This window comes from Ralstonia sp. SET104 (genome assembly GCF_003851545.1).
GTDB lineage: Bacteria > Pseudomonadota > Gammaproteobacteria > Burkholderiales > Burkholderiaceae > Ralstonia.
Map to the genome: position 1 here is coordinate 194053 of NZ_BHVX01000003.1, position 23544 is coordinate 217596.

Consider the following 23544-nt stretch of genomic DNA (forward strand, 5'->3'; position numbering starts at 1 on the left):
ATTCTCTTGGAGCGCGGGCGGCGCCTCAGTGTGCGTGACCGTGTAAGCCTTCGGTCAGCAGAAAGATCATCGCGACGCCCGCTGTAATCAGCGCGACCTGCACCGCCGATTCCTGCCAGCGCGGCCGGCGCTTCATCTGCGGCATCAGATCACACACGGCGATGTAGATGAAGCTGCTGGAAGCCACCACCAGCACATACGGAATCCACGAGGTCAGGCGGTCCAGCAAGTAATAGCCGAGCCCCGCGCCCACCAGCGCGCAAACGCTGCAGATCAGGTTGTATACGAACGCGCGCGTCTTGGAGAAGCCGGCGTTGAGCAACACCATGAAATCGCCGATTTCCTGTGGGATTTCGTGCGCGGCAATCGCCAGCGCGGTGACAACACCGACCTTGGTATCGGCCAAAAACGCGGCGGCAATGACGATGCCGTCAGAAAAATTATGCAGCCCATCGCCCACCAGGATCATCAAGCCGCTGCGGCCAGCTTCCTGGCGATCATGGCCGTGGTGATGGCCGTGCCCATCGCCCTCGTGATGGTGCGAGTGACGAATCAGCGAGATCTTCTCCAGCAGGAAGAAACCCAGCAGCCCGGCCAGCAACGTGGCGAACAGCGCATGCGTATTGGGCTCGATCCCGTGATGCGCCTCAAACGCCTCCGGCAGCGAGTGCAGCAACGAAGTGGCCAGCAGCACGCCCACTGAGAAACTGACCATCCGATCGACCATGCGTGACAGCACCGTCAGGGACAGCACGGCAGCACCCGCCATGCTGCCGACGCCCGACAGCGTGGTGGCCAGGAGAATGCCGAACAAGGTGGTATCGAAGGTCATGCGAAGGCGACGCAGCGGGAGCCAATAAACGCAACCGAGTTGCAAGAAGGGCGAATTGTATGCCGCTTTATCAACCTTTGCCAGTGCAGGCAAAGAAAAAGCCCCAGACCAACTTCCGGGGCTTTTCATGTTCGATGCGTTGAGGCGCTAGGCAACGCCGTGATCCTTGAACCAGGCGAGGCATTTCTTCCAGCCGTCTTCCGCGTCGGCTTTTACGTAGCTCGGGCGGTAATCGGCATGGAAGGCATGGCCGGCATCAGGATAGACCACGATGCGCGAAGCCCGCGCCTTGGGGTCGTTCGATGCTTCCAACGCCGTCTTCATGGCGTTGACTGCATCTTGCGAGATACCGGTGTCCTTGGCGCCATAAAGGCCAAGCACGGGGGCCCGCAAGTCCGCCACCTTGTCGATCGGAAAAGCTGGCTGCAGCGGGGTTGGCGCACCTTTTACATGGCCGTACCACACGACTGCGGCCTTGATATCGGGGCTGTGCTCGGCAAACAACCAGGTCTGGCGGCCACCCCAGCAGAAGCCGGTGATGCCAATGCGCGAGGCGTCGCCGCCATTCTGCTTGGCCCATGCCACTGTAGCTTCCAGATCGCCCGTCACCTGCGCGTCCGGCACCTTGGAGATGACGTTGGCCTGCAATGCCTGGATCGTCGGATACGACTGCGGATCGCCTTGGCGCTCAAACAAGTCCGGTGCGATAGCCAGATAGCCGAGCTTGGCAAAACGCCGGCACACATCGGCGATATACTCGTGCACACCAAAAATCTCGCTGACAACGATGACCACCGGCAGGCGGGTCTTGCCCTCGGGCTGGGCACGGTAGGCGGGCATCTTGAAGTCACCCACGGGCACAGTAACCTCGCCCGCCGTCAATCCGCTGAAATCGGTTTTGATGGCCTGCGCCGCAACCGGCAACACAGCCAACGCAAACGCCGAACCCAGCGCCGTCTTCACAAAGCCGCGCCGGTCAAAGCCACGGCCGGGCACCAGGCTCTCCACTTCTGCTTCAAGCTGCATCGCACTCTCCTCCCGCCCACGGGGGCGGTTACGGTGAAGGGGAGCAACGAGTGTACCGAAGGTTCGTTGTCCCGCCATGCACTGGGCCCGAAACACTTAGTGCAGCTTGACCCGCGGATTCGTCTTGCTGCGCAGCCAGTGCATGACGGTATCCACCGACATGCGCACCCAGCCATGCAGCGCCAGCACGTGCATGCGATACAGCGACGTGTACATCAGGCGCGCCATCAGCCCCTCGATGAACATTGAGCCGCCGATCAGGCCGCCCATCAGGCTGCCGACCGCGCTGAAATGACCCAGCGACACCAGCGAGCCCAGATCCTTGAACGCGAACGGCTGGACCGGCTTGCCGTCCATGCGCTTGCGCAATGCGTCGAACAGATAGGTCGCCTGCTGATGCGCGGCCTGCGCACGTGGCGGCACGCTGGTCGAAGCCTCGGGCCATGGGCAGCTGGCGCAGTCGCCAAAGGCATAGATCGAATCGTCGCCTTCCACCTGCAGCGTGCGCGAGACGATCACCTGGCCCAGCTTGTTGACCGGCAGCCCCAGTTCGCCAAGCACAGACGGCGCACGAATGCCCGCTGCCCACACGGTCAGATCTGCCGGAATGGATTTACCGCTGGCCGTATTGACGGCGCTGGCGGTGACTTCCGTCACGCGCTCGCTGGTGACGACGTCCACATCGAGCTTGTGCAGCAGCTCGGTGGTCGCAGCCGAGATGCGCTCCTTGAGCACCGGCAAAATGCGTGGCCCGCCCTCGATCAGGTGGATGCGGATGTCGTGGCGCGGATCCAGCTTGTGCAGGCCGTAGGCCGCCAGCACATGCGCGGTGTTGCGCAGTTCGGCCGACAGCTCCACGCCCGTTGCGCCTGCACCCACGATGGCGATATCAACCTGCGGGCGCGCATCGCCCACGCCGTTCTGGGCGCGCATGCACACCGCGATGAGCTTGCGGCGAAAGCGCTCGGCCTGCCATGCGGTATCCAGGGCAATCGCGTGCTCGGCGGTGCCCGGCACGCCAAAGAAATGCGTCACGCTGCCGATGGACAGCACCAGCGTGTCGTATGCAATGGCACGCTCGGGCAGTACCTCGGTGCCATCCGCGTCAACGCATCCGGAGACGACAATGGATTTGGCCACGCGATCGAGGCCCTTCAGCTCGCCCTGCTGGAACTCGAAGCCATGCCAGCGCGCCTGCGCGGCGTATTCGAGCTGATGGGTGTTCGGGTCCATGCTGCCCGCGGCAACCTCGTGCAGCAGCGGTTTCCAGATGTGTGTGGGGTTACGGTCCACCAGAACAACCTGCGCCGCACCACGCTTGCCGAGCTTGTCACCCAGCCGCGTCGCCAACTCCAACCCACCAGCGCCGCCGCCCACCACCACAATGCGCGGCCCATTCGTTCCGCCTGCACCATCTGCCTGCCCTGCCATGTGCCTCTCCTGGAGCCGTTGAATCTTTTCGATCACGTGATCTGTCAGGTGCAGTCTGCTGCAACGCAAAATTCACCGCAACCCCGGGCGCGTGGATATGCCGAATCATGACCCCCGCATGCCAAGGCCATTCGCAGACTGCCTTGGCAGGCAAACCTGCGCCACGCCTTGTTTTACGCTGTGACGCTCAGGCGGCAAGCGATCGCGTCAGTGCGCCTCTTCCCAGTTGGCGCCCACGCCAACCTCGGCCACCAGCGGCACGCGCAGCGTCGCTACACCGCACATCAGTTCCGGCAGGCGCTCACGCACCAGGGGCAGTTCGTCCTGCGGGACTTCCAGCACCAGTTCATCGTGCACCTGCATGATGAGGCGCGAGCGCATCGCCTCGGCTTCCAGCCAGCCTTGCACGGCCAGCATCGACAGTTTGATCAGGTCAGCCGCCGTGCCTTGCATGGGCGCGTTAATGGCGGCACGCTCGGCGGCCTGACGGCGCGGGCCATTGCCGCCGTTGATATCGGGCAACCACAGGCGGCGGCCGAACACCGTTTCCACGTAGCCTTGCTCACGCGCGCGCTGGCGGGTTTCGTCCATGTAGCTCGCGGCGCCGGGGTAGCGGGCGAAATAGCGGTCGATATAGAGCTTGGCGGCATCGCGGCCAATTCCCAGGTTGCTGGCCAGCCCGAACGCGCTCATGCCGTAGATGAGGCCGAAATTAATGACCTTCGCCACGCGACGCTGGTCGGGCGAAACCTCCAGCGGCGTCACGTTGAACACCTCGGCAGCCGTAGCGCGGTGCACATCCTGGCCTTCGCGGAACGCCCGCATGAGGCCCTCATCCTGCGACAGATGCGCCATGATGCGCAGCTCGATCTGCGAGTAGTCGGCCGAGACGATCACGCTGCCCTCGGGCGCGATGAACGCCTCACGGATGCGTCGCCCTTCTTCCGTGCGCACCGGAATGTTCTGCAGGTTCGGATCCGTCGAGGCCAGACGCCCCGTCACCGCCGTCGCCTGGCCGTAGGTGGTATGAACCCGGCCGGTGCGCGGGTTGACCATCTTCGGCAGCTTGTCGGTGTAGGTGGATTTGAGCTTGGCCATGCCCCGGTAGTCCAGCAGCAGCTTCGGCAACGGGTAATCCTCCGCCAGCTTCTGCAAGACCTCTTCGTCGGTCGACGGGGCGCCGCTGGCAGTCTTCTTGATGACCGGCAGCTTCATCTGGTTGAAGAAAATGTCGCCGATCTGCTTGGGTGAACTCAGGTTGAACGGCTGACCGGCCAGCTTGTGCGCCTCGGCTTCCAGCTCGATCAGGCGCAGGCCCAGTTCGTTGCTCTGCCGGGCCAGGCGCTCACCATCGACCAGCACGCCGTTGCGCTCCATTTTTTGCAGCACGATGGACGTCGGCATCTCGATCTGCTCGTAGACGTAGCGCAGCTTGTCGTCTTCGGCCACCTTGGGAAACAGCGTGCGATGCAGGCGCAGCGTGATGTCGGCATCTTCGGCGGCGTATTCGGTCGCGCGGTCGAGCGGTACTTCGTCAAAGCCGATCTGCGATGCGCCCTTGCCGCACACGGCTTCGTACGTGATGGTCTTCAGATGCAGCACGCGCTCTGCCAGCGCGTCCATGCCGTGATTGCGGTGCGATTCGAGCACATACGACTGCAGCATCGTATCGTGCTCGATGCCGCGCAGCGCGATGCCGTGGTTGGCAAACACATGGGCGTCGTACTTCAGATGCTGGCCGACTTTCTTGCGCGATTCGTCTTCCAGCCACAGTTTCATGCGCGCGAGCACCGTGTCGCGCGAGAGCTGCCTGGAGTCACCAAGCGCGTCAAGCCCGGCCAAGTCCGGCCCGCGATGCGCCACCGGGATGTAGCACGCCTCGCCCGGCTGGACCGACAACGAGATACCCACAAGCTGCGCGAGCATCGGATCAATCGACGTTGTCTCAGTGTCGATGCAGACGAGATCCACCTCGTCCAGACGTTGCATCCACGATTCGAGCTGCGCTTCGGTGGTCACCGTCTCGTACTTGACCTCGTCGGGCGGCGCCTCCACGTCGAACAGGTTGGCTTGCGCCTGCAGTTGCGCGGCTTCGCCGGCGTAGTTCTTCACGGGCGTTGCTGCCTTGCGTGCGGCACCCACGCTGCGCGTGTCAGGCAGCGCATCACCGGACGCTTCGCGCAGCCACGTCTTGAAGCCGTAGCGCGAGAAGAAGTCGATCAGTTCTGACTTGTCTTCACCACCATCGACGAGCGCATCGAACGTCGGCACTTCCCTGGACAGATCGCAATCGAGCTTGACGGTCAGCAGTTCGCGGCCCTTGGGCAGCCACTCGAGCGTGTTGCGCAGGTTCTCGCCCACCACGCCCTTGATCTCGCCCGCACGGGCGATGACGTTGTCGAGCGAGCCGAATTCAGTCAGCCACTTCACTGCGGTTTTCGGCCCCACCTTGGGCACGCCGGGCACGTTGTCCACCGTGTCGCCGATCAGCGAGAGATAGTCGACGATGCGCTCGGGCGGCACACCAAACTTTGCTTGCACACCAGCCGGATCGAGCGTTTCGTTGGTCATGGTGTTGACCAGCGTTACGTGGTCATTCACCAGTTGGGCGAGGTCCTTGTCCCCCGTTGAGACGATGGTCTGAACGCCTTCGCGCGTCGCCCGCTCGGCCAGGGTGCCAATCACGTCATCAGCTTCAACGCCGTCCACCACCAGGATCGGCCAGCCAAGCGCGCGCACGGCTTCGTGAATGGGTTCGATCTGCGCGCGCAGGTCGTCGGGCATGGGCGCGCGGTGCTCTTTGTAGGCGGGATACAGGTCGTCGCGAAACGTCTTGCCTTTGGCGTCGAAAATGCAAGCGCTATACTTGGCCGGGTAATCGTTGCGCAGCTTGCGCAGCATGTTCACGATGCCGTAGATGGCCCCCGTAGGAAACCCTTCTCCGTTTCGCAAGTCGGGCAGTGCGTGATAGGCGCGGTACAGATAACTCGAGCCATCGACGAGCAACAGCGTTTCTTGACTTTCCGACATTCCCATGGACTCTAAAGTGACTGGAACGCCAAACAGCGTTTCCGATAATGGCGGCACCGCTGAAGGCGGCTTGGCAAAGCAGGCGGCTGGTGCCTCCTCGACCGAGGTTTCGGCGGCGGAACTGACGGGGGTGAGCCCCGCGCGCCAGGCCACCACAGCCGACATGGACGTCAACGTGACGGTGGGCGTCGAGCACGAACTGAAAGCCGACAAGGCCGACGTCGCACACGGTCGCACCGACCGCAAGATGATCCCCAGCCTGCGGGCACTCGCTGATGAAGAACGCGCCACCGCAAAGAAAGCGCGTGCCTCCTGGCAGATGTTCACGATTATGGCAGAGTTCATCGAGGCGACCGAGTACCTATCGGAGATCCGGCCGGCCGTCTCGATCTACGGCAGCGCGCGCCTGCGCGAGGATTCTCCGTACTACGAACGCACCATCGAAATCGCCCGTCTGTTCTCGGATGCCGGCTTCGCCGTTATCTCCGGCGGTGGCCCCGGCATCATGGAAGCGGCCAACAAGGGCGCGCACGCCGGCAAGTCGGCCAGCGTGGGCCTGAACATCGAGTTGCCGCATGAACAGCAGGGCAATCGATACCAGGACATTTCGATGCGCTTCCGCCATTTCTTCACGCGCAAGGTCACCTTCGTGAAGAACTCCGATGCGTTCATCGTCATGCCCGGCGGCTTCGGCACGCTCGACGAACTGGCTGAAGTGCTCACACTCGTTCAGACAGGCAAATCGCGCAGCGTGCCGGTCGTCATGTTCGGCAGTCACTTCTGGAAGGGCCTGTTGGATTGGTTCCGCTTCACGCTGCTGCCGATGGGCCTGATTGCGGAGCACGACCTCGACATCATGCGCATCGTCGACGAACCCAAGGACGCGCTCGACGCCGTCTATGAGTTCTACGAAAAGCGCGAAGGCACCTCGCCGATTCCGCCCAAGGAAGAGATGTTCTATCTGTAACCTCGGGGCTGACATTCAGCACCACGCGAACGGACGATGGCGAGGGGGCTGGACTGCTAGAATGTGGGGTCTCAGATCACTCGCCGGAGTCCATGATGGATTCGCTGCTTCACCCGTCCGCCACCGTCCACTCCGGCTTTGCCAATGCTGCACGCTTCATGCGCCGCATCTGTCACGGGGGGCTGTTGGCTGGCGCCGCTTTGTGCCTCGCCCTGCCCGCGCACGCCGAGGTAACGTCCGACAGCGCCGGGCTGGACCTGCCCGACGTCAAGGCAATCAACAATCAGCCGATCTCCAAGCCGACCCGGGGCGCCATCCATAACGAGCGCGTCAAGCCGAGTTTCGACTACCGCGACAACGACGGCACGCAGGTCGAGGAATACCGATTCCAGAAGGGTCAGGCGCCAGACATCCATGTCAAATCGGGCATGGGTACGTCCTACAACCTGAGCAAGCCGGAAGACAGCTCGCCGCGCATCCGTGAGCGCGGTGACATCGACCGCGTGCCCTCGGTCAACGTCCTGAAGTTCTGAATTCCAGCGATAGCACCCTCCGGGGTGTCCCGGCGCGGCAACATCGGCTTGCCGCGCCCTTCCCTCCACCCGTTTCCCGTTCCTGAAGCATGGCTGTTTTCACCCCGGTCTCCGACGCCGAGATCGCTCTCTGGCTGGATCAATACGATGTGGGCGCCGTGCGCGCATTTCGCGGCATCCCCTCCGGGATCGAAAACTCCAATTTCTTCCTGACCACGGAAAAGGACGGGCAGGCGCACGAATACGTCGTCACCCTGTTCGAGCGGCTGACGTTCGAGCAGCTGCCGTTCTATCTGTATCTGATGCAGCATCTGGCCGAGCACGGCATCAGCGTGCCCGCACCGATTCCAGGCCGCGACGGCGAAATCCTGCGCACCCTCAACGGCAAGCCGGCGACCATCGTGACGCGTCTGGCAGGCCGCTCGAACCTGGCGCCTACGGTGTCGGAATGCGCCATCGTCGGCGACATGCTCGCGCGCATGCATCTGGCCGGCCAAGACTATCCGCGCCATCAGCCCAACCTGCGCAGCCTGCCGTGGTGGAACGAGGTGGTGCCCGACGTGGTGCCCTTCGTGCACGGCGATACACGCGCCCTGCTGGAAACCGAACTCGCGCATCAGCAACGCTTCTTCGCCAGCGCCGACTACGCCGCGCTGCCCGAAGGCCCCTGCCATTGCGACCTGTTCCGCGACAACGTGCTGTTCGAGCCGGCAGCCAATGGCCAGCCTGAGCGGCTGGGCGGTTTCTTCGATTTCTACTTCGCCGGCGTCGACAAATGGCTCTTCGACGTGGCCGTGACCGTCAATGACTGGTGTATCGACCTGGCCACCGGCGTGCTGGATGCCGGGCGGGCACGTGCGATGCTGCAGGCGTATCACGCCGTGCGCCCGTTCACCGATGCCGAAACGCGGCACTGGCAAGACATGCTGCGCGCCGCGGCGTATCGCTTCTGGGTCTCGCGCCTTTGGGATTTCTATCTGCCGCGCGATGCCGAACTACTCAAGCCGCATGACCCCACCCACTTTGAGCGCGTGCTGCGTGAACGGGTGGGCGCAGGCGGCCCGACTCTGGATCTCCCCCAACCATGCAACTGATCGAAGTACCGGCCAAGCACGGCTACGTCTGGCTGCGCCAGGGTGCGTGGCTGTTTCGCAAGAACCCCATCGGTTTTTTGCTGCTGCTGTTCATCTACCTGTTTGCGGTCAACCTGCTGATGCTGCTGATGCCGCCGATTGGCGTCTTCGCCGTCCTGCTGCTCAATCCGGCCATCTTCGTCGGCTTCATGTCGGCGTGCCGCGATACGGTGGCGGGCAAGCGTGTTGGGCCCACATCGCTCATCGCGGGCTTCCGTGCGTACGGCAAGGATGCGATGCGCGGCCTGCTCAAGCTCGGCGGCATCTACGGTGCGCTGGTGTTGGTGGTCAGCGGCGTGCTGATGACGATGGTGGACGTTGACACGCTCATGACCGTGGTCAGCGACAAGCCGCTCACCGCTGAAGCCATCCGCGAGTTCTACCTGGCCATGGTGATGGGCTCGGTGCTGTACATCCCGGTGGCAGTGCTGTTCTGGTTTGCGCCGCTGCTGGTGGCATGGCACGGCATTCCGATGGGCAAGGCGCTGTTCTTCAGCTGGATGGCCGTATGGCGCAACCGCGCAGCGTTCATTCTGTATGGGGTGCTGGTCGCGATCCTGCTGATTGCGGTGCCGCTGTTCATTGACGCGCTGTTCGCCTCGAGCGGCGCCAACAACATCGCCCCGATCATCGCCACGCCGTACCGGATTCTGGTGATGGCGGTCCTGTATTGCTCGTTCTACGCCACCTACCGCGGCTGCTTCAACGTGACGCAAGCCGCCGGCCAGACCCCTGATACGACGGCCTGACCTGCACGCTGGGTCGATCGACGCTCAGTTGATCGGGTCCAGCTTGGCGATCCCAAGCGCCAGCACCTTCACGCCGTGGCGGTTGAACTTGATGTGCGCGCGCGCCTCGGCGCCCTCGCCTTCCAGCGTCGTGATGACGCCTTCCCCAAACTTGTTATGGAACACCGATTGGCCGACGCGAAAGCCTGTCGCCTCCGCTCGCTTGGCATCGGCGTAGTTCTTGCCGGTGTCCATGCCGCCGGTCGGGCGCGTGCCGGTGTAGGACTCTTCGTCGCCGCGCTGGGGGCGCTTGAACCAGTCTTTACCCCACGCGCTGTCACCCTGCACATTACGCGTGGACTGATAGCCGGAGTGCTGGGGCGTAAGCCACTTCAGCGTGTCTTCGGGCAGTTCATCAAAGAAACGTGAGCGAATGTGGTAGCGAATCTGGCCATGCAGCACGCGGCTTTGCGCGAACGAGAGATACAGCCGCTCGCGCGCCCGCGTGATTGCCACGTACATCAGGCGGCGCTCTTCTTCCAAGCCGTCCTTCTCCATCTGGCTGTTTTCGTGCGGGAACAAACCCTCTTCCAGTCCGGTGATGAAGACCACGTGGAACTCCAACCCCTTGGCTGCGTGCACGGTCATCATCTGCACGGCATCCTGGCCAGCCTGGGCCTGGTTGTCACCCGCTTCCAGCGAGGCGTGCGTCAGAAACGCGACCAGCGGTGTCATCTCGGCGGGCGTTTCATCGGTGACGAGTTCGGAGACGGTATCGATCTCCCCCCCTTCAATGCGCAGCATGGCGTCGTGGCGCACAGGCAATGCGGTGGCGATGGCATCCACGCCATAGCCCTCCTCGGCCACGAAGGCCTGAGCGGCGGTCACCAGTTCCTGCAAGTTCTCGATGCGATCCTGGCCCTCCTTCTCACCCTGGTAATGCGTAATGAGGCCGCTGGCGTGAATGACGTGCTGGACGATTTCGGGCAGCGTCATCTGGCGCGTGTCGGCACGCATCTGCTCGATCAGGCGCACAAACGCCGAGAGCTTGGTGCCGGCCGCGCCCGTCAGATAGGGCACCGACGCCGCGAGCGAAATGCCGTACAGCCGCGCCGCATCCTGCAATTGCTCCAGCGAGCGCGCCCCGACGCCGCGCGCCGGGAAGTTCACCACGCGGCCGAACGCGGCATCGTTATCCGAGTTTTCCAGCAACTGAATGTACGCCAGCGCGTGCTTGATTTCCGCACGCTCGAAGAAGCGCAGGCCGCCGTACACCTTGTAAGCGATGCCGGCCGAGAACAACGCATGCTCAATCACCCGTGATTGCGCGTTGCTGCGATACAGGATGGCGATTTCAGAGCGCGACATGCCGGTGGCAATGCGGTCGCGGATCTCTTCGACGATCCAGCCAGCCTCCTGCCCATCGGTTGCGGCCTGGTAGACGCGCACCGGCTCGCCATGGCCGGCATCCGTACGCAGGTTCTTGCCCAGGCGACGCGTGTTGTGCGAAATCAGGTGGTTGGCCGTATCGAGGATGTGGCCGTGCGACCGATAATTCTGCTCCAGCTTGATGCGGTGCTCGACGCGGAACTCGCGCTCGAAGTCGACCATATTGCCCACGTTGGCGCCACGAAACGCGTAGATACTTTGGTCATCATCGCCCACGGCGAAGATGGCATTGGGCGTGACACCGGGCTCGCCCAGGCCAGCGAGAATCTTCAGCCAGGCGTATTGCAGCTTGTTCGTATCCTGAAACTCGTCGACCAGGATGTGCTTGAAGCGACGCTGGTAATGCGCACGAATCGCATCGTTGTAGCGCAACAGTTCGTAGCAGCGCAGCAGCAGTTCGGCAAAGTCGACCACACCCTCACGCTGGCATTGCGCGTCATAGGCGGCGTACAGATCGGCCATGCGGCGGTCGTATTCGTTCGCGATTTCCAGGTCGCCCGCGCGCAAGCCTTGCTCCTTGGCGCCGTTGATGAAGTACTGGACGTTTTTGGGCGGGAATTTCTCGTCGTCGATATTGAGCGACTTGAGCAGACGCTTGACGGCGGAAAGCTGGTCTTGCGTATCCAGGATCTGGAACGTCTGCGGCAGGCCGGCATCGCGGTAGTGCGCACGCAGCAGCCGGTTGCACAGGCCGTGAAATGTGCCGATCCACATGGCGCGCGTGTTGATCGGCAGCATGGCTTGCAAGCGCGCCGTCATTTCCTTGGCAGCCTTGTTGGTAAACGTAACGGCCAGCACACCCGCAGGCGACACCCGTGCGCTTTGGATCAACCAGGCGATCCGGGTGGTCAGCACGCGCGTCTTGCCGCTGCCCGCCCCTGCCAGGATCAGCGCCGACGCATCGGGAAGCGTAATGGCAGCGCGTTGTTCGGGGTTCAGATTGGCGAGCAGATCAGACATGCGGGAGGAGCCTCGGCAGAATCGCCAAATTATACCGGCCCCTCCTCGGCCCCTTCCCGCGCCTTGCCCGTGCCGGACACAGACAGGTCGTATAATTCAAGGCTTTCGCCCGCCATTTTCCTGGGCCAAACGTCTTTTGCGCCCCTGCGTGCGCTCCCTCTTGCCCCTGTCAGCATGACCGATCAAAACCAGTCCCTCGCCAAGAGTTTCGAACCCGCCACCATCGAGCAGAAGTGGAGCGCAGCGTGGGAAGCGATGGGCGTCTCCCGCGCGACGCTTGAAGCCGGCCGTCCAGACTTCTGTATCCAGCTTCCCCCGCCGAACGTGACGGGCACGCTGCACATGGGCCACGCGTTCAACCAGACCATCATGGACGGCCTGACGCGCCACGCGCGCATGGCCGGCGCCAATACGCTGTGGGTGCCGGGCACCGACCACGCCGGTATCGCCACGCAGATCGTCGTCGAGCGCCAACTGGATGCACAGGGCGTTTCCCGCCACGACCTCGGCCGCGAGAAGTTCACTGAGAAGGTCTGGGAATGGAAGGAACAATCGGGCTCGACCATCACGCGCCAGGTGCGCCGCATGGGCGCCTCGATCGACTGGGAGCGCGAATACTTCACGATGGACCCGAAGATGTCGCGCGCCGTCAGCGACGTGTTCGTGCGTCTGTATGAGCAAGGCTTGATCTACCGCGGTAAGCGCCTGGTCAACTGGGACCCGGTGCTCGGCACCGCGGTGTCTGACCTGGAAGTGGTAAGCGAAGAGGAAGAAGGCTCGCTGTGGCACATCCGCTATCCGCTGGCCGAACCGGACGCCGCGCGCGGCCTGACACATCTGACGGTTGCCACGACGCGCCCGGAGACGATGCTCGGCGATACAGCCGTGATGGTGCACCCGGAAGATGAGCGCTACGCCCACCTGATCGGCAAGTTCGTTCACCTGCCACTGACCGATCGCAAGATCCCGGTGATTGCCGACGAGTACGTCGACCGCGAATTCGGCACCGGCGTGGTCAAGGTGACCCCAGGCCACGATTTCAACGACTACGCAGTGGGCCAGCGTCACAAGCTGCCGCAGTTGTCGATCCTGACGCTCGACGCGAAGATCGTCGCTGATGCCCCGGCCGCCTATGCGGGCATGGACCGCTTTGAAGCGCGCAAGAAGATGGTCGAGGACCTCGAAGCGCAAGGCCTGCTGGCCGAGGTAAAGAAGCACACGCTGATGGTGCCGCGCGGTGACCGCACCGGCGTGGTGATCGAGCCGATGCTGACCGACCAGTGGTTCGTCGCCATGAGCAAGCCTGCGCCCGAAGGCACGCGCTTCCCCGGCCGTTCGATTGCCGAAGTGGCGCTGGACGCCGTGCAAAGCGGCAAGATCAAGCTGGTGCCCGAGCAGTGGGTCAACACGTACAACCAGTGGCTGAACAACATCCAGGACTGGTGCATCTCGCGCCAACTGTGGTGGGGCCACCAGATTCCGGCGTGGTACGACGAAGCTGGCAACGTCTACGTTGGCCGCACGGAAGACGAGGCCAAAGCGCAGGCCGCGGCCAAGGGCTATACCGGCGCGCTCACGCGTGACGACGATGTGCTCGACACGTGGTTCTCGTCGGCGCTGGTGCCGTTCTCGTCGCTGGGCTGGCCGGCCGATACGCCCGAGCTCAAGCACTTCCTGCCCTCCACCGTGCTGGTGACGGGCTACGACATCATCTTTTTCTGGGTGGCGCGCATGGTCATGATGACCCTGCACTTCACCGGCGAAGTGCCCTTCCACACCGTCTACGTGCACGGCCTCGTGCGCGATTCGGAAGGCAAGAAGATGAGCAAGTCCGAGGGCAACACGCTGGACCCGGTTGACCTGATCGACGGGATCGCGCTGGAGCCGCTGCTGGCCAAGCGCACCACTGGCCTGCGCCGCCCGAAAGATGCGCCCAAGGTGGAGAAGCGCACGCGCAAGGAGTTTCCCGAAGGCATTCCGGCGTTTGGTGCGGACGCGCTGCGCTTCACCTTCGCCTCGCTCGCCACGCTGGGCCGCAGCATCAACTTTGACCCGAGCCGTTGCGAGGGCTACCGCAATTTCTGCAACAAGCTCTGGAACGCCACGCGCTTCGTGCTGATGAACACCGAAGGCCAGGACTGCGGCATGCAGGAATGCGTCGGCGATTGCGGCCCCGACGGCTATCTGGATTTCTCGCAGGCTGACCGCTGGATCGTCTCGCTGCTGCAGCGTGTAGAAACCGAAGTGGAAAAAGGCTTTGACGACTACCGCTTCGACAACATCGCCAACGCCATCTACAAGTTCGTCTGGGACGAATACTGCGACTGGTACCTGGAGCTGGCCAAGGTGCAGATCCAGACCGGCACGCCCGCCCAGCAACGCGCCACGCGCCGTACGCTGCTGCGTGTACTGGAAACCGTGCTGCGCCTGGCGCATCCGATTATCCCGTTCATTACCGAAGAACTCTGGCAAAAGGTCGCGCCGATGGCGGGCCGCGCCAAGGGCGACGGCACCGAGAGCCTCGCGCTGCAGGAATACCCGCGTGCCGCGCTGACCAAGATCGACGAGCAGGCCGAGCAATGGGTGCAGCAACTGAAGGCTCTGGTGGATGCCTGCCGCAACCTGCGTGGCGAGATGAACATCTCCCCCGCGCAGCGCGTACCGCTGTACGCCAATGGCGAAGCCGCGTTCCTGCAGATCGCGGCGCCGTACGTGCAAGCGCTGGGCAAGCTGTCTGAAGTGAAGGTCTACACCGATGCCGCGGCCATGGAGCAGGACGGCGCTGGCGCGCCGGTCGCCATCGTCGGCGAGAACAAGCTGCTGCTGAAGATCGAGATCGACGTGGCCGCCGAACACGCGCGCCTGTCGAAGGAAATCGACCGCCTGCGCGGCGAGATCACCAAGTGCGAAGCAAAGCTCGGTAACGAATCATTCGTCGCCCGCGCCCCTGCCGCCGTGGTGGAACAGGAACAAAAGCGTGTGGCGGATTTCAAAGCCACGTTGACCAAACTGGAAGCCCAGATTGCACGGCTGCCGGTGCAGGCCTGAGCGCCCAAACCTAAGCGCCCGAACAATCAATACCAAGGAAACCACGATGCAACGCGTCACCAAAGCCGTTTTCCCCGTCGCGGGGCTCGGAACCCGCTTTCTGCCGGCCACCAAGGCCAGCCCGAAGGAAATGCTGCCGGTCGTGGACAAGCCGCTGATCCAGTACGCCGTGGAAGAAGCCATGGCCGCCGGCATCACCGAAATGATCTTCGTGACTGGCCGTAGCAAGCGCGCGATTGAAGATCACTTCGACAAGGCCTACGAACTCGAAGCCGAACTGGAAGCCAAGCACAAGACTGCCTTGCTTGAGGTCGTGCGCTCGATCAAGCCGTCGCATGTCGATTGTTTCTACGTGCGCCAGCCCGAAGCGCTGGGCCTGGGCCACGCCGTGCAATGCGCGGAGAAGCTCGTCGGCGATGCGCCCTTCGCCGTCATCCTGGCCGATGACTTGCTGGACGGCACGCCGCCCGTCATGAAGCAGATGGTCGATCTGTACGACCACTACAATTGCTCGGTGATCGGCGTGGAAGAGATCGACCGCGAGCAAAGCCGTTCGTACGGCGTGGTCGACGGCCGCCCGTGGGAAGAAGACGGCAGCGTGATCAAGATGTCGGGCATCGTCGAAAAGCCGGCGCCGGAGAACGCGCCGTCCAACCTGGGTGTGGTTGGCCGCTACATCCTGACGCCGCGCATTTTTGACCACATCCGCAACCTCAAGCCGGGCGCCGGCGGCGAGCTGCAACTGACGGACGCGATCCAATCGCTGCTGTCGGCCGAGCAAGTGCTGGCCTATCGCTACAAAGGTGTGCGCTATGACTGCGGTAGCAAGCTAGGCTACCTGAAGGCCACGGTGGAGCTGGCGCTCAAGCACAAGGAAGTCGCTGACGACTTCCGCGCTTACTTGGCAGCGCGCGGCCAAGCCTGATTTGGCACACCACCCGAGAAAAAACCCGCGCAGCACAAGCTGACGCGGGTTTTTTGTTGCCGGATTCGTCCCAACCCGTCCGGCGCGGATGTCCCACCCTTCTGCGAGGAGAGGCTGCAGCCTCTTCTTATTGCGGTGCTGCCAGCGGCTTGATCGTGTTGTTCAGCAGGCTCCAGTACGAGCTGGTGCTGTACGGGAGCATCTGTGCAACATAGTTCCACCAGAAGTAGCCGCCAATGAAGCGCGGGTCGGACGCCATCTCGTTGTCGCCCATCGGGTAATACGACGTGATCAGATTCTGCTGCACCGAGGCAGGAGCCGCCGTGCTGGACGTACCGACCTCACCAAACCCTACCTTTGCAGCCGGGAAGACGGTTTCAAGCAAGTTGAAATCCGTTGCCCACGACGGATCCAAACCTGGGCAGTCCTGGTACGGGTAGTAGCTGAACAGTGCGTAGTCCGCACCCTGACGCACACGAGAGGGCAGGAAGTTGGTCGCCCAGGTACGCCATGAGTCCATCGGCAGTTGGTAGCAGTTGGTGCCCTTGCCATCGTCGTTGTAGTACATCGTCACCGATACCAGGCCACCCGCGCCCTTTACGATGTCATAGGCGTTACCGACCATCTGACCGATCTGCTGTTCCTGCGACGTTGCCGTCGAGGTCGGACCGTTCGGGTTGGCACGCAGCCACTCGCCGTTGATTTCATTGGCGATTTCCCATACGTCCACGACATTCTTCAGCGTGCTCACCAACTCTTTGGTGCGTGCACTGTAGGTGGTCGGGTCGACCGGGAAATAGTACGAGTCCATCACTTCGCCCATGACATAGGCGACTTGATGAAGCTTGACCAGCGGTGCGTAGTAGTCGGCCGCCGATGTACCCGGGTCAAAGACCACGCGCACGGTCGGCTTGTACGGCAGATGCGTGAGCGAGGCCACGATCGCGTTGATGTTGCTGACGTCGTCAAGCGTGACGCCATAAATGGGTGCCTTCGGGCGCGTGGCCTGCGCCGAGGCGGGTTGTATTCCCAGGCCTGTCAGTGTTGTTGCCGCCGCCAGACCTACCAAGGCGCGCAGGCTCGTGCGCGCCGCCCTCTGTGCTGCTTTCTTGGTTTCCAACATTGTTTTTTCGATTCCCTCGGACGCAAAACCTTACGCCCAGTACTTCGATGGACAAGCGCCGCCCTACCTATCCGGTATCCCGATGTGGTGTGACTCCGTTGACACACTGAGCACCGAACGGGGGTGAGCGTCACATGACGCCCCGGTCGGCGGATGAATGCGCGATTGGAAGCCTCGCCGTCGATTGAATCGATCAGCCGGCCGTGCGCTTATGGAATGGACTGGTACAGATGGCGCGTGCTCACCCGAGGGCGACCCGCAGCTTGACGATATGACAAGCTCTGCACTTCAGTTGGTCGCTGACTACGTTCCCCCCGTCAGCGACCAAGCGGCATGATACCGAAGGTTGCCAGAAGATCAACGAAATTTAACACTGCTTACGCAGCAATAATAAAAAAACCGCGGGTCTGGCAGACACGCGGTTTCTTCGAAACGCCCACCTGATGGGCGTCTTGGCGGCACAGCCGTTTTTACTTGTGCCGGTAGTTGATGCGACCCTTGGTGAGGTCGTACGGCGACATCTCCAGCTTCACGCGGTCGCCCGCGAGGATGCGGATGCGGTGCTTTTGCATCTTGCCCGATGCGTAAGCCCAGATTTCGACGCCGTTTTCCAGTTGCACGCGAAAACGATTGTCGGGCAGTGCTTCAGACACCACCCCTTCAAATTCAATCAGTTCTTCCTTGGCCAAACTCGTTCCTTTTTATGCAGCACGCGGCTGCGCCGATGGTTGCAATGATGTGATGACCCACCCGAACCACGCCACACGCCTCAATGGGCATGCAGCGGTACGCCGCGATCATCTGCCCGGACAGCGGGCTTGGGGGGGTACCGAGTTGCGCGAAACACAAATCGCGCCCGCCATTGGCGAGCGCCGTTTCGTGCAAGCGAGAGCGAGGATGGGTGGCGGTCGCAGATGCGCGCCGCCCGACTCGGCGCGGGGTATTCCCCGGTGCTGGACTCAGCCGCCACCGGCCATGATTGGCCCGGCGGCGAGCCGGATTCGCCCGCTATTCTACCACGGACGGGTTCCGCGGTTTCAGGCGCCGTCGGCAGGAAACGACAGTTCGGGCACGCCGCCATCGATGATGCTCTCAGCAAAGCGCAGTGCTGCAATGCGCGCAGCACCCACATTGCTGAATTGCCGGTCCCCCGATAGACGGAAGACCTGGGTCTGCCCCGGCTCGGGCGACTCCCCCGCCCGACAGATCATCACGGCTGCGTTGTAGCTGCGGTCCTCCCTGGCCTCGGGCCAGCGTGCCGTGCGTTCATGCTGGAAAGCCAACGGATAAATGTCGAAGCCTTTGTACTGGCCCGCCGGCGAAGTGTCCATCTGAAATGCCCCCTTCTTGAACGTCGAGTGCTGTCCGACTATACACCCGTGTGTTTTGCATGGCGATGAAAGCGACGGCAACGTTTGATCTTCTGAACGACATAACGCGCGCAGGCGCATCGGCCATGGCAAAGCTTTCCAGAGCGATCGAACGCTGGTCTAAAGACGTTTCTGGACGTCACCCCTCGCAAGCGGGGTGTGGTGCAATCCGGTTGTGCTAGCGTGGATGGATGCTTGCCACGACATCCAAACGGATGTGCGCGCTGCGCAAGACACCAACCCTCAACGCTCTCTCAAGAAAGACAATGCGCCTGACCTCCTCGATTGCCCTGGCGTGTGCCGGGCTGATGCTGTCCGCCTGCGGTGGCGGTGATGGTGGCTCGTCATTGAGCCCGCAAACCGGCGCCGCGTCGACCGCTGCGAGTACGGGGTCGAATACGGTTGCCCCAGCGGCCGCAACTGCCATCCCCGCCTGCGGCGCCAACGGCACCTCTGCGCTCGCCGGGGTGCAGACCTGGATGTACCAGTTGCAGGGCATGACCACCAGTGCGCAGATCGACGCGCTCGACGCACAGCCATACGACATGCTGGTCATTGAGGCCAACAACACCATCAAGGGGCTGGAAAACTTCAACACTACCGATATGGTGTCGCGACTGCGTACCAAGCCCGATGGCTCTGCGCGCAAGGTACTCGCCTACATCGACATTGGCGAGGCCGAAGACTTTCGCACCTATTGGACGTCGAGCTGGCAAGCGCCCACATCCACGGGCCCCGGCACGCCCGACTTCATCATCAAGGCCGACCCCGATGGCTGGGCCGGCGACTACCCCGTCGCGTTCTGGGACCCGCGCTGGCAAGCGCTTTGGCTCGGGCCAAACGGCGCTGTGGAGCAACTAGCACGCGAGGGGTTCGATGGGGTCTATCTGGATTGGGTCCAGGCGTATGCCGAGCCGTCCGTGGCGGACGCGGCCCGGGCAGCCGGCATTGATCCGGCGCAGGCCATGGTCGACTTCATCGCCAAGATCCGGGCGGCGGGGCGCGCCATCAATCCGCAGTTCGCGGTGATCCAGCAGAATGCGTCGACGCTGATCGATGACGGCGGCGGGTCAACGCTGCTGGCAACGATCGATGGCATCTCGCAGGAGGACACGTGGTTCGGCGGCACCGCTGGCGCAGCATGGGACAGCGCTTCCGGCGGCGACACAGCCGCGAGCGCCGATAGCACGCAATGGACGATCAATCAGTTGCAAAAGTACTGCGCCGGCAACGTACCCGTCTTCACGATCGACTACGCGTTGCAGACTGCCAACGCGCAGACGGTCTACACCGCTTCACGCGCGCAAGGCTTCCACCCGCTGGTCTCGCGCATTGCGCTGTCCAAGCCGACGACTACGCCGCCCTGGAATTACTGAGCACATTCAACGACGCACTGGCCAGCGCATCCGCAAAAGGCAGGCCGACGTAGTTCTCCGCCAGCACGCGGGCGCCTGCCGGCGAGCTGGTCACGTAATCCAGCTCGGCGCGCTGCAGCTTCTGCATGAAAGGCGTGTGATCGTCGAAGCGATGCAGCATCGACGTCATCCACCACGAGAAATGCTCGGCGCGCCAGACGCGTTGCAGACAGCGTTCGGAGTAGCTCGCAAGCTGCGCGGTGTCGTTCTGTTTGTAGCGCGCTGTAAGCGCCTGAGCGAGCACGCGCACGTCGGCGACGGCGAGGTTCATTCCCTTTGCGCCGGTGGGCGGCACGATGTGCGCGGCATCACCTGCGAGGAACAGCCGCCCGTGCTGCATCGTCTCGCAGACGAAGCTGCGCATCGGCGTGATGCTCTTCTGCAGGATGGCGCCCTCCTTCAAGCGCCAGCCGTCATTGTTTTCCAGGCGAGTGTGGAGTTCATCCCAGATGCGGGCGTCCGGCCATTCGGCCAGATTTTCATCGGGTTTGCATTGCAGATAGAGCCGCGTGATCTGGGGTGAACGCATGCTGAACAAGGCAAAGCCACGATCGTGGCTCGCGTAGATCAGCTCGTCTGCTGCGGGCTCGGCTTCGGCCAGGATGCCAAGCCAAGCAAACGGATACACGCGCTCGAATATGGCCTGCCGCTGCACCGGAACCGCCGGGCGGCAGATGCCGTGAAAACCATCGCACCCTGCGATGTAATCGCATTGCAGCGTCTGCGGCACGCCGTCGTGCACGAACCGCACGGAAGGCGTGGCCGATTCGATGTCGTGCACCGAGACATCAGACACGTTGAACAGCAGCGGCGCACCTTGCTCAACGCGTGCGGCAATCAGATCCTTCACCACCTCGTGCTGCCCATACACGGTGATTGAGCGGCCGCCCGACATCGCCGTCAGATCAATGCGATGGCGCTTGCCGCCAAACAGCAGCTCGATGCCGTGGTGCACGAGCCCTTCGCGGCGCATGCGCTCGCCCACGCCCGCCTCGTTGAGCACATCGACCGTGCCCTGCTCCAGCACGCCGGCGCGGATACGCTCTTCAACGTACACGCGGCTCTTGGCTTCAAGAATGACCGCGTCAATGCCGTTGCGGTGCAGAAGCTGCCCGAGCAGAAGGCCCGCCGGGCCCGCGCCGATGATGGCGACCTGGGTGCGCATGGTGGTTGTCTCCGGATGGATTTGGAATCGTTCTGGCAACCATTGTTGGCGTGTGTCTTGATATCGGACAATGCAATATTGCCGATAAACTTTATCGCTAATTCCGATAGTGGTATTGCCATGTCCACCCTGCCCAACTTTGATCTGAACCTGTTGCCAATCCTGCTGGCGCTGCACGACGCACACAGCGTGAGCATGGCGGCGCAGCAACTCGGCATGAGCCAGCCGGGTGTGAGCACTGCGCTAGGCAAGCTGCGCGCGGCATTTGACGACCCGCTATTTGTGCGCACCTCGCGCGGCATGGAGCCGACGCCGCGTGCGCTGGCGCTCATTCCAGCGGCGCGCGATGTGCTGGTGCGCGTGCAACAAGGCATTCTGGAGACTGGCGCGTTCGATCCGGCCACGACCACGCATACGTTCTCGATCTCGCTGTCGGATGTGGGCGAGATGGTGTTCTTGCCGCGCATTGTCGAGGCGATAGCGCGGCAGGCACCGCGGGCATCGGTGCAATCTGTGTCGCTGCCGCCGGCGCAGATCGAGCGGGCGCTGGAGATTGGCTCGCTCGATTTGGCGGTCGGCTACTTCCCTGACCTGAAGAAGAACAACTTCTTTCAGCAACGGCTGTTCACACACCATTTCACGTGCATCGTGCGGGCCGATCATCCCGTCACGCGGGGCGGCAACACAAAGCTGTCGATGGCGCAGTTTCTGGAGTACGGCCACGCCGTGGTGCGCGCAGAGGGGCGCAGCCAAGAGCTGTACGAACGCTTTCTGGAACGCAAACGCATCCGCCGCACGCCTGCGCTGCTTACGCCGCATTTCATGAGCATTCCATTCATCCTCGCGCGCACGGATCTGATTGCGACGGTGCCGCATGCGGTAGGGCTATCGTTCATGCAATCGCACGCCAACATCTGCGTGATGGAGCCGCCGCTGGAGCTGCCGAGCTTCGATCTCAAACAGCACTGGCACCGCAAGTTCCACAACGACACACGCAGCCGGTGGTTCCGCGCGCTGGTGTCGTCGCTGTTCAATGATGAGGCAGACGAGTGGCGCGAGCCTGGCCATCGGCCCGCCAAACGCAAGAACACGAAATAAATCGACCCACGTCGAATGTTCACCATTCGAACACTCGATTGCAATGCGAACACAGAGCCTTTAGGATCGTTGCACGCGCAAGCGACGCCGCGGTGAGTTCGCACGGCTCACGCTTGCCGATCAACCTTTGGAGACCTTCATGAAACGTCGTGTGCTGCTACTGACTGCTGTTGCTGGTGCGCTGATGGCCGGCCTGCCCGCCTTTGCGGACGAGCCGATCAAGATCGGCCTGATCGCGCCCTTCTCCGGCCCGTTTGCTGATTACGGCAAGCAGATGGAAGACGGCATTAAGGCGTATCAGAAGCTGCACGGCACCACCGCTGGCGGACGTCAGGTGCAGATCATCATGAAGGACACGACGGGCCCCGTACCGGACGTCGCCAAGCGATTGGCACAGGAGCTGGTGGTGCGCGACAAGGTGGATTTCCTGGCGGGCTTCGGCCTTACGCCAGAGGCACTGGCGGTGGCGCCCATCGCGCAGCAAGCCAAGAAACCGATGGTGATCTTCAACGCCGCCTCGTCGTCCATCACCACCAAGTCGGACTACGTGACGCGTGTGTCGATGACCCTGCCGCAAATCTCTGCGCCGATCGCTTCTTGGGCGTTGAAGAACGGCATCAAGCAGGTGGCTACCGTGGTGGCTGATTACGCGCCCGGCGTCGATGCTGAAAACGCCTTCAAGCAGACCTTCACCGCAGGCGGCGGCCAAGTGGTGGAAGCCGTGCGCGTGCCGCTGCGCAATCCGGAATTCGCGCCGTTCATCCAGCGCGTGAAAGACACCAAGCCGCAAGCCGTATTCGTCTTTCTGCCCGCTGGCGAACAGGGCGTGGCGTTCATGAAGGGCTTTCGCGAGCGCGGGCTGGCGCAAGCCGGCATCAAAGTCATTGCGACCGGCGACCTGACCGACGACCACGTGCTGCCAGCCATGGGGGACTCGACGCTGGGCGTCATCACCTCGTTCCATTACTCGGCCGCGCACGACTCGTCGCAGAACAAGATTTTTCTGAAAGCCTTTGCCGACGCCAATCCCGGCGCGGGCCGCCCAAATTTTATGGCGGTGGCCGCGTATGACGGCATCGGCGCGATCTACAACGTCATCAACAAGTTGGGCGGCAAGATCGATGGGGAGAAAGCGATCGCCGCCTTCAAGGGCATGAAGATCGACAGCCCGCGCGGGCCGATCACCATCGACCCGGCCACGCGCGACGTGGTGCAGACGGTCTACATCCGCAAGGTAGAGAAGGTCGGCAACGAGCTGTACAACGTCGAGTTCGACAAGTTTCCCGACATGAAGGACCCGGGCAAGTAAGC

18 protein-coding genes are annotated in these 23544 nt (G+C 62.7%); 9 read left to right on the forward strand and 9 right to left on the reverse strand.

Annotation, left to right across the window (positions count from 1 at the left end):
• Positions 1-25: 25 nt before the first annotated feature.
• From PSUB009319_RS05545 to polA, 4 genes are all read right to left on the reverse strand, one after another.
• Positions 26-832 (reverse strand): ZIP family metal transporter, encoded by an 807-nt coding sequence (locus PSUB009319_RS05545; RefSeq protein WP_124381243.1) that lies wholly within the window; start codon positions 830-832, stop codon positions 26-28.
• A gap of 147 nt (positions 833-979) precedes the next feature.
• Positions 980-1858 carry a dienelactone hydrolase family protein gene (locus PSUB009319_RS05550; protein ID WP_124381244.1) on the reverse strand — a complete coding sequence of 293 codons (879 nt, stop codon included), beginning with the start codon at positions 1856-1858 and terminating at the stop codon, positions 980-982.
• Positions 1859-1954: 96 nt separating this feature from the next.
• A complete protein-coding gene (locus tag PSUB009319_RS05555) occupies positions 1955-3289 on the reverse strand; it encodes an NAD(P)/FAD-dependent oxidoreductase (RefSeq protein ID WP_124381245.1) in 1335 nt (444 codons plus the stop codon).
• 207 nt (positions 3290-3496) lie between these two features.
• Positions 3497-6319, reverse strand: coding sequence for a DNA polymerase I (gene polA, locus PSUB009319_RS05560; protein WP_124381246.1), 2823 nt, complete (start codon positions 6317-6319; stop codon positions 3497-3499).
• Between the two features lie 4 nt (positions 6320-6323).
• On the opposite strand from polA, the gene PSUB009319_RS05565 reads away from it, so the two are divergent.
• The 4 genes from PSUB009319_RS05565 to PSUB009319_RS05580 all read left to right on the forward strand — a co-directional run bounded on the left by PSUB009319_RS05565 (position 6324) and on the right by PSUB009319_RS05580 (position 9701).
• Positions 6324-7286, forward strand: coding sequence for a TIGR00730 family Rossman fold protein (locus PSUB009319_RS05565; protein WP_124381247.1), 963 nt, complete (start codon positions 6324-6326; stop codon positions 7284-7286).
• A 95-nt stretch (positions 7287-7381) separates the two neighbouring features.
• Positions 7382-7819: a hypothetical protein gene (locus PSUB009319_RS05570; RefSeq protein ID WP_124381389.1), complete on the forward strand. Its 438-nt coding sequence runs from the start codon at positions 7382-7384 to the stop codon at positions 7817-7819.
• A gap of 89 nt (positions 7820-7908) precedes the next feature.
• Positions 7909-8913 carry a homoserine kinase gene (locus tag PSUB009319_RS05575; protein WP_124381248.1) on the forward strand — a complete coding sequence of 335 codons (1005 nt, stop codon included), beginning with the start codon at positions 7909-7911 and terminating at the stop codon, positions 8911-8913.
• Positions 8904-9701 carry a BPSS1780 family membrane protein gene (locus PSUB009319_RS05580; RefSeq protein WP_124381249.1) on the forward strand — a complete coding sequence of 266 codons (798 nt, stop codon included), beginning with the start codon at positions 8904-8906 and terminating at the stop codon, positions 9699-9701. Before PSUB009319_RS05575 ends, PSUB009319_RS05580 begins: the two co-directional genes overlap by 10 nt.
• Before the next feature lie 24 nt (positions 9702-9725).
• Here the strand turns inward: PSUB009319_RS05580 and PSUB009319_RS05585 are convergent, their stop codons facing one another.
• Entirely contained in the window at positions 9726-12089 is a 2364-nt protein-coding gene (locus PSUB009319_RS05585) for a UvrD-helicase domain-containing protein (RefSeq protein WP_124381250.1), read from the reverse strand.
• Between the two features lie 174 nt (positions 12090-12263).
• Between PSUB009319_RS05585 and PSUB009319_RS05590 the strand changes: the two genes are divergently transcribed.
• Together PSUB009319_RS05590 and galU are read left to right on the forward strand one after the other, a co-directional pair.
• Positions 12264-15137: a valine--tRNA ligase gene (locus PSUB009319_RS05590; RefSeq protein ID WP_124381251.1), complete on the forward strand. Its 2874-nt coding sequence runs from the start codon at positions 12264-12266 to the stop codon at positions 15135-15137.
• Positions 15138-15183: 46 nt separating this feature from the next.
• A complete protein-coding gene (gene galU / locus PSUB009319_RS05595; RefSeq protein ID WP_124381252.1) occupies positions 15184-16062 on the forward strand; it encodes a UTP--glucose-1-phosphate uridylyltransferase GalU in 879 nt (292 codons plus the stop codon).
• 127 nt (positions 16063-16189) lie between these two features.
• Here galU and PSUB009319_RS05600 read toward each other — a convergent pair whose 3' ends face one another.
• From PSUB009319_RS05600 to PSUB009319_RS05610, 3 genes are all read right to left on the reverse strand, one after another.
• The gene (locus PSUB009319_RS05600) at positions 16190-17185 is read right to left on the reverse strand and encodes a hypothetical protein (protein WP_124381253.1); all 996 of its coding nucleotides are present in this window, start codon (positions 17183-17185) and stop codon (positions 16190-16192) included.
• A gap of 470 nt (positions 17186-17655) precedes the next feature.
• Positions 17656-17874, reverse strand: a complete 219-nt coding sequence (infA, locus tag PSUB009319_RS05605) for a translation initiation factor IF-1 (RefSeq protein WP_004631109.1) — start codon at positions 17872-17874, stop codon at positions 17656-17658.
• A 348-nt stretch (positions 17875-18222) separates the two neighbouring features.
• Complete coding sequence (locus tag PSUB009319_RS05610) at positions 18223-18516, reverse strand: hypothetical protein (protein ID WP_124381254.1); 294 nt, start codon at positions 18514-18516, stop codon at positions 18223-18225.
• Positions 18517-18821: 305 nt separating this feature from the next.
• On the opposite strand from PSUB009319_RS05610, the gene PSUB009319_RS05615 reads away from it, so the two are divergent.
• The gene (locus tag PSUB009319_RS05615; protein WP_124381255.1) at positions 18822-19931 is read left to right on the forward strand and encodes an endo alpha-1,4 polygalactosaminidase; all 1110 of its coding nucleotides are present in this window, start codon (positions 18822-18824) and stop codon (positions 19929-19931) included.
• Here PSUB009319_RS05615 and pobA read toward each other — a convergent pair.
• Entirely contained in the window at positions 19909-21135 is a 1227-nt protein-coding gene (gene pobA / locus PSUB009319_RS05620; RefSeq protein ID WP_124381256.1) for a 4-hydroxybenzoate 3-monooxygenase, read from the reverse strand. The genes PSUB009319_RS05615 and pobA overlap by 23 nt on opposite strands.
• 120 nt (positions 21136-21255) lie before the next feature.
• Here pobA and PSUB009319_RS05625 point away from each other — a divergent pair, with 120 nt between their 5' ends.
• Both PSUB009319_RS05625 and PSUB009319_RS05630 read left to right on the forward strand, forming a co-directional pair.
• Positions 21256-22233, forward strand: a complete 978-nt coding sequence (locus PSUB009319_RS05625; protein ID WP_124381257.1) for a LysR family transcriptional regulator — start codon at positions 21256-21258, stop codon at positions 22231-22233.
• A gap of 139 nt (positions 22234-22372) precedes the next feature.
• Positions 22373-23542 (forward strand): ABC transporter substrate-binding protein, encoded by a 1170-nt coding sequence (locus PSUB009319_RS05630; RefSeq protein WP_124381258.1) that lies wholly within the window; start codon positions 22373-22375, stop codon positions 23540-23542.
• Positions 23543-23544 lie beyond the last annotated feature (2 nt).

Excerpts from the sequence above, each read along its gene's own strand:
- PSUB009319_RS05545 (WP_124381243.1), bottom strand. The coding sequence starts at position 832 with ATGACCTTCGATACCACCTTGTTCGGCATTCTCCTGGCCACCACGCTG.
- PSUB009319_RS05550 (WP_124381244.1), bottom strand. The coding sequence starts at position 1,858 with ATGCAGCTTGAAGCAGAAGTGGAGAGCCTGGTGCCCGGCCGTGGCTTT.
- PSUB009319_RS05555 (WP_124381245.1), bottom strand. The coding sequence starts at position 3,289 with ATGGCAGGGCAGGCAGATGGTGCAGGCGGAACGAATGGGCCGCGCATT.
- polA (WP_124381246.1), bottom strand. The coding sequence starts at position 6,319 with ATGTCGGAAAGTCAAGAAACGCTGTTGCTCGTCGATGGCTCGAGTTAT.
- PSUB009319_RS05565 (WP_124381247.1), top strand. The coding sequence starts at position 6,324 with ATGGACTCTAAAGTGACTGGAACGCCAAACAGCGTTTCCGATAATGGC.
- PSUB009319_RS05570 (WP_124381389.1), top strand. The coding sequence starts at position 7,382 with ATGGATTCGCTGCTTCACCCGTCCGCCACCGTCCACTCCGGCTTTGCC.
- PSUB009319_RS05575 (WP_124381248.1), top strand. The coding sequence starts at position 7,909 with ATGGCTGTTTTCACCCCGGTCTCCGACGCCGAGATCGCTCTCTGGCTG.
- PSUB009319_RS05580 (WP_124381249.1), top strand. The coding sequence starts at position 8,904 with ATGCAACTGATCGAAGTACCGGCCAAGCACGGCTACGTCTGGCTGCGC.
- PSUB009319_RS05585 (WP_124381250.1), bottom strand. The coding sequence starts at position 12,089 with ATGTCTGATCTGCTCGCCAATCTGAACCCCGAACAACGCGCTGCCATT.
- PSUB009319_RS05590 (WP_124381251.1), top strand. The coding sequence starts at position 12,264 with ATGACCGATCAAAACCAGTCCCTCGCCAAGAGTTTCGAACCCGCCACC.
- galU (WP_124381252.1), top strand. The coding sequence starts at position 15,184 with ATGCAACGCGTCACCAAAGCCGTTTTCCCCGTCGCGGGGCTCGGAACC.
- PSUB009319_RS05600 (WP_124381253.1), bottom strand. The coding sequence starts at position 17,185 with ATGTTGGAAACCAAGAAAGCAGCACAGAGGGCGGCGCGCACGAGCCTG.
- PSUB009319_RS05610 (WP_124381254.1), bottom strand. The coding sequence starts at position 18,516 with ATGGACACTTCGCCGGCGGGCCAGTACAAAGGCTTCGACATTTATCCG.
- PSUB009319_RS05615 (WP_124381255.1), top strand. The coding sequence starts at position 18,822 with ATGCGCCTGACCTCCTCGATTGCCCTGGCGTGTGCCGGGCTGATGCTG.
- pobA (WP_124381256.1), bottom strand. The coding sequence starts at position 21,135 with ATGCGCACCCAGGTCGCCATCATCGGCGCGGGCCCGGCGGGCCTTCTG.
- PSUB009319_RS05625 (WP_124381257.1), top strand. The coding sequence starts at position 21,256 with ATGTCCACCCTGCCCAACTTTGATCTGAACCTGTTGCCAATCCTGCTG.
- PSUB009319_RS05630 (WP_124381258.1), top strand. The coding sequence starts at position 22,373 with ATGAAACGTCGTGTGCTGCTACTGACTGCTGTTGCTGGTGCGCTGATG.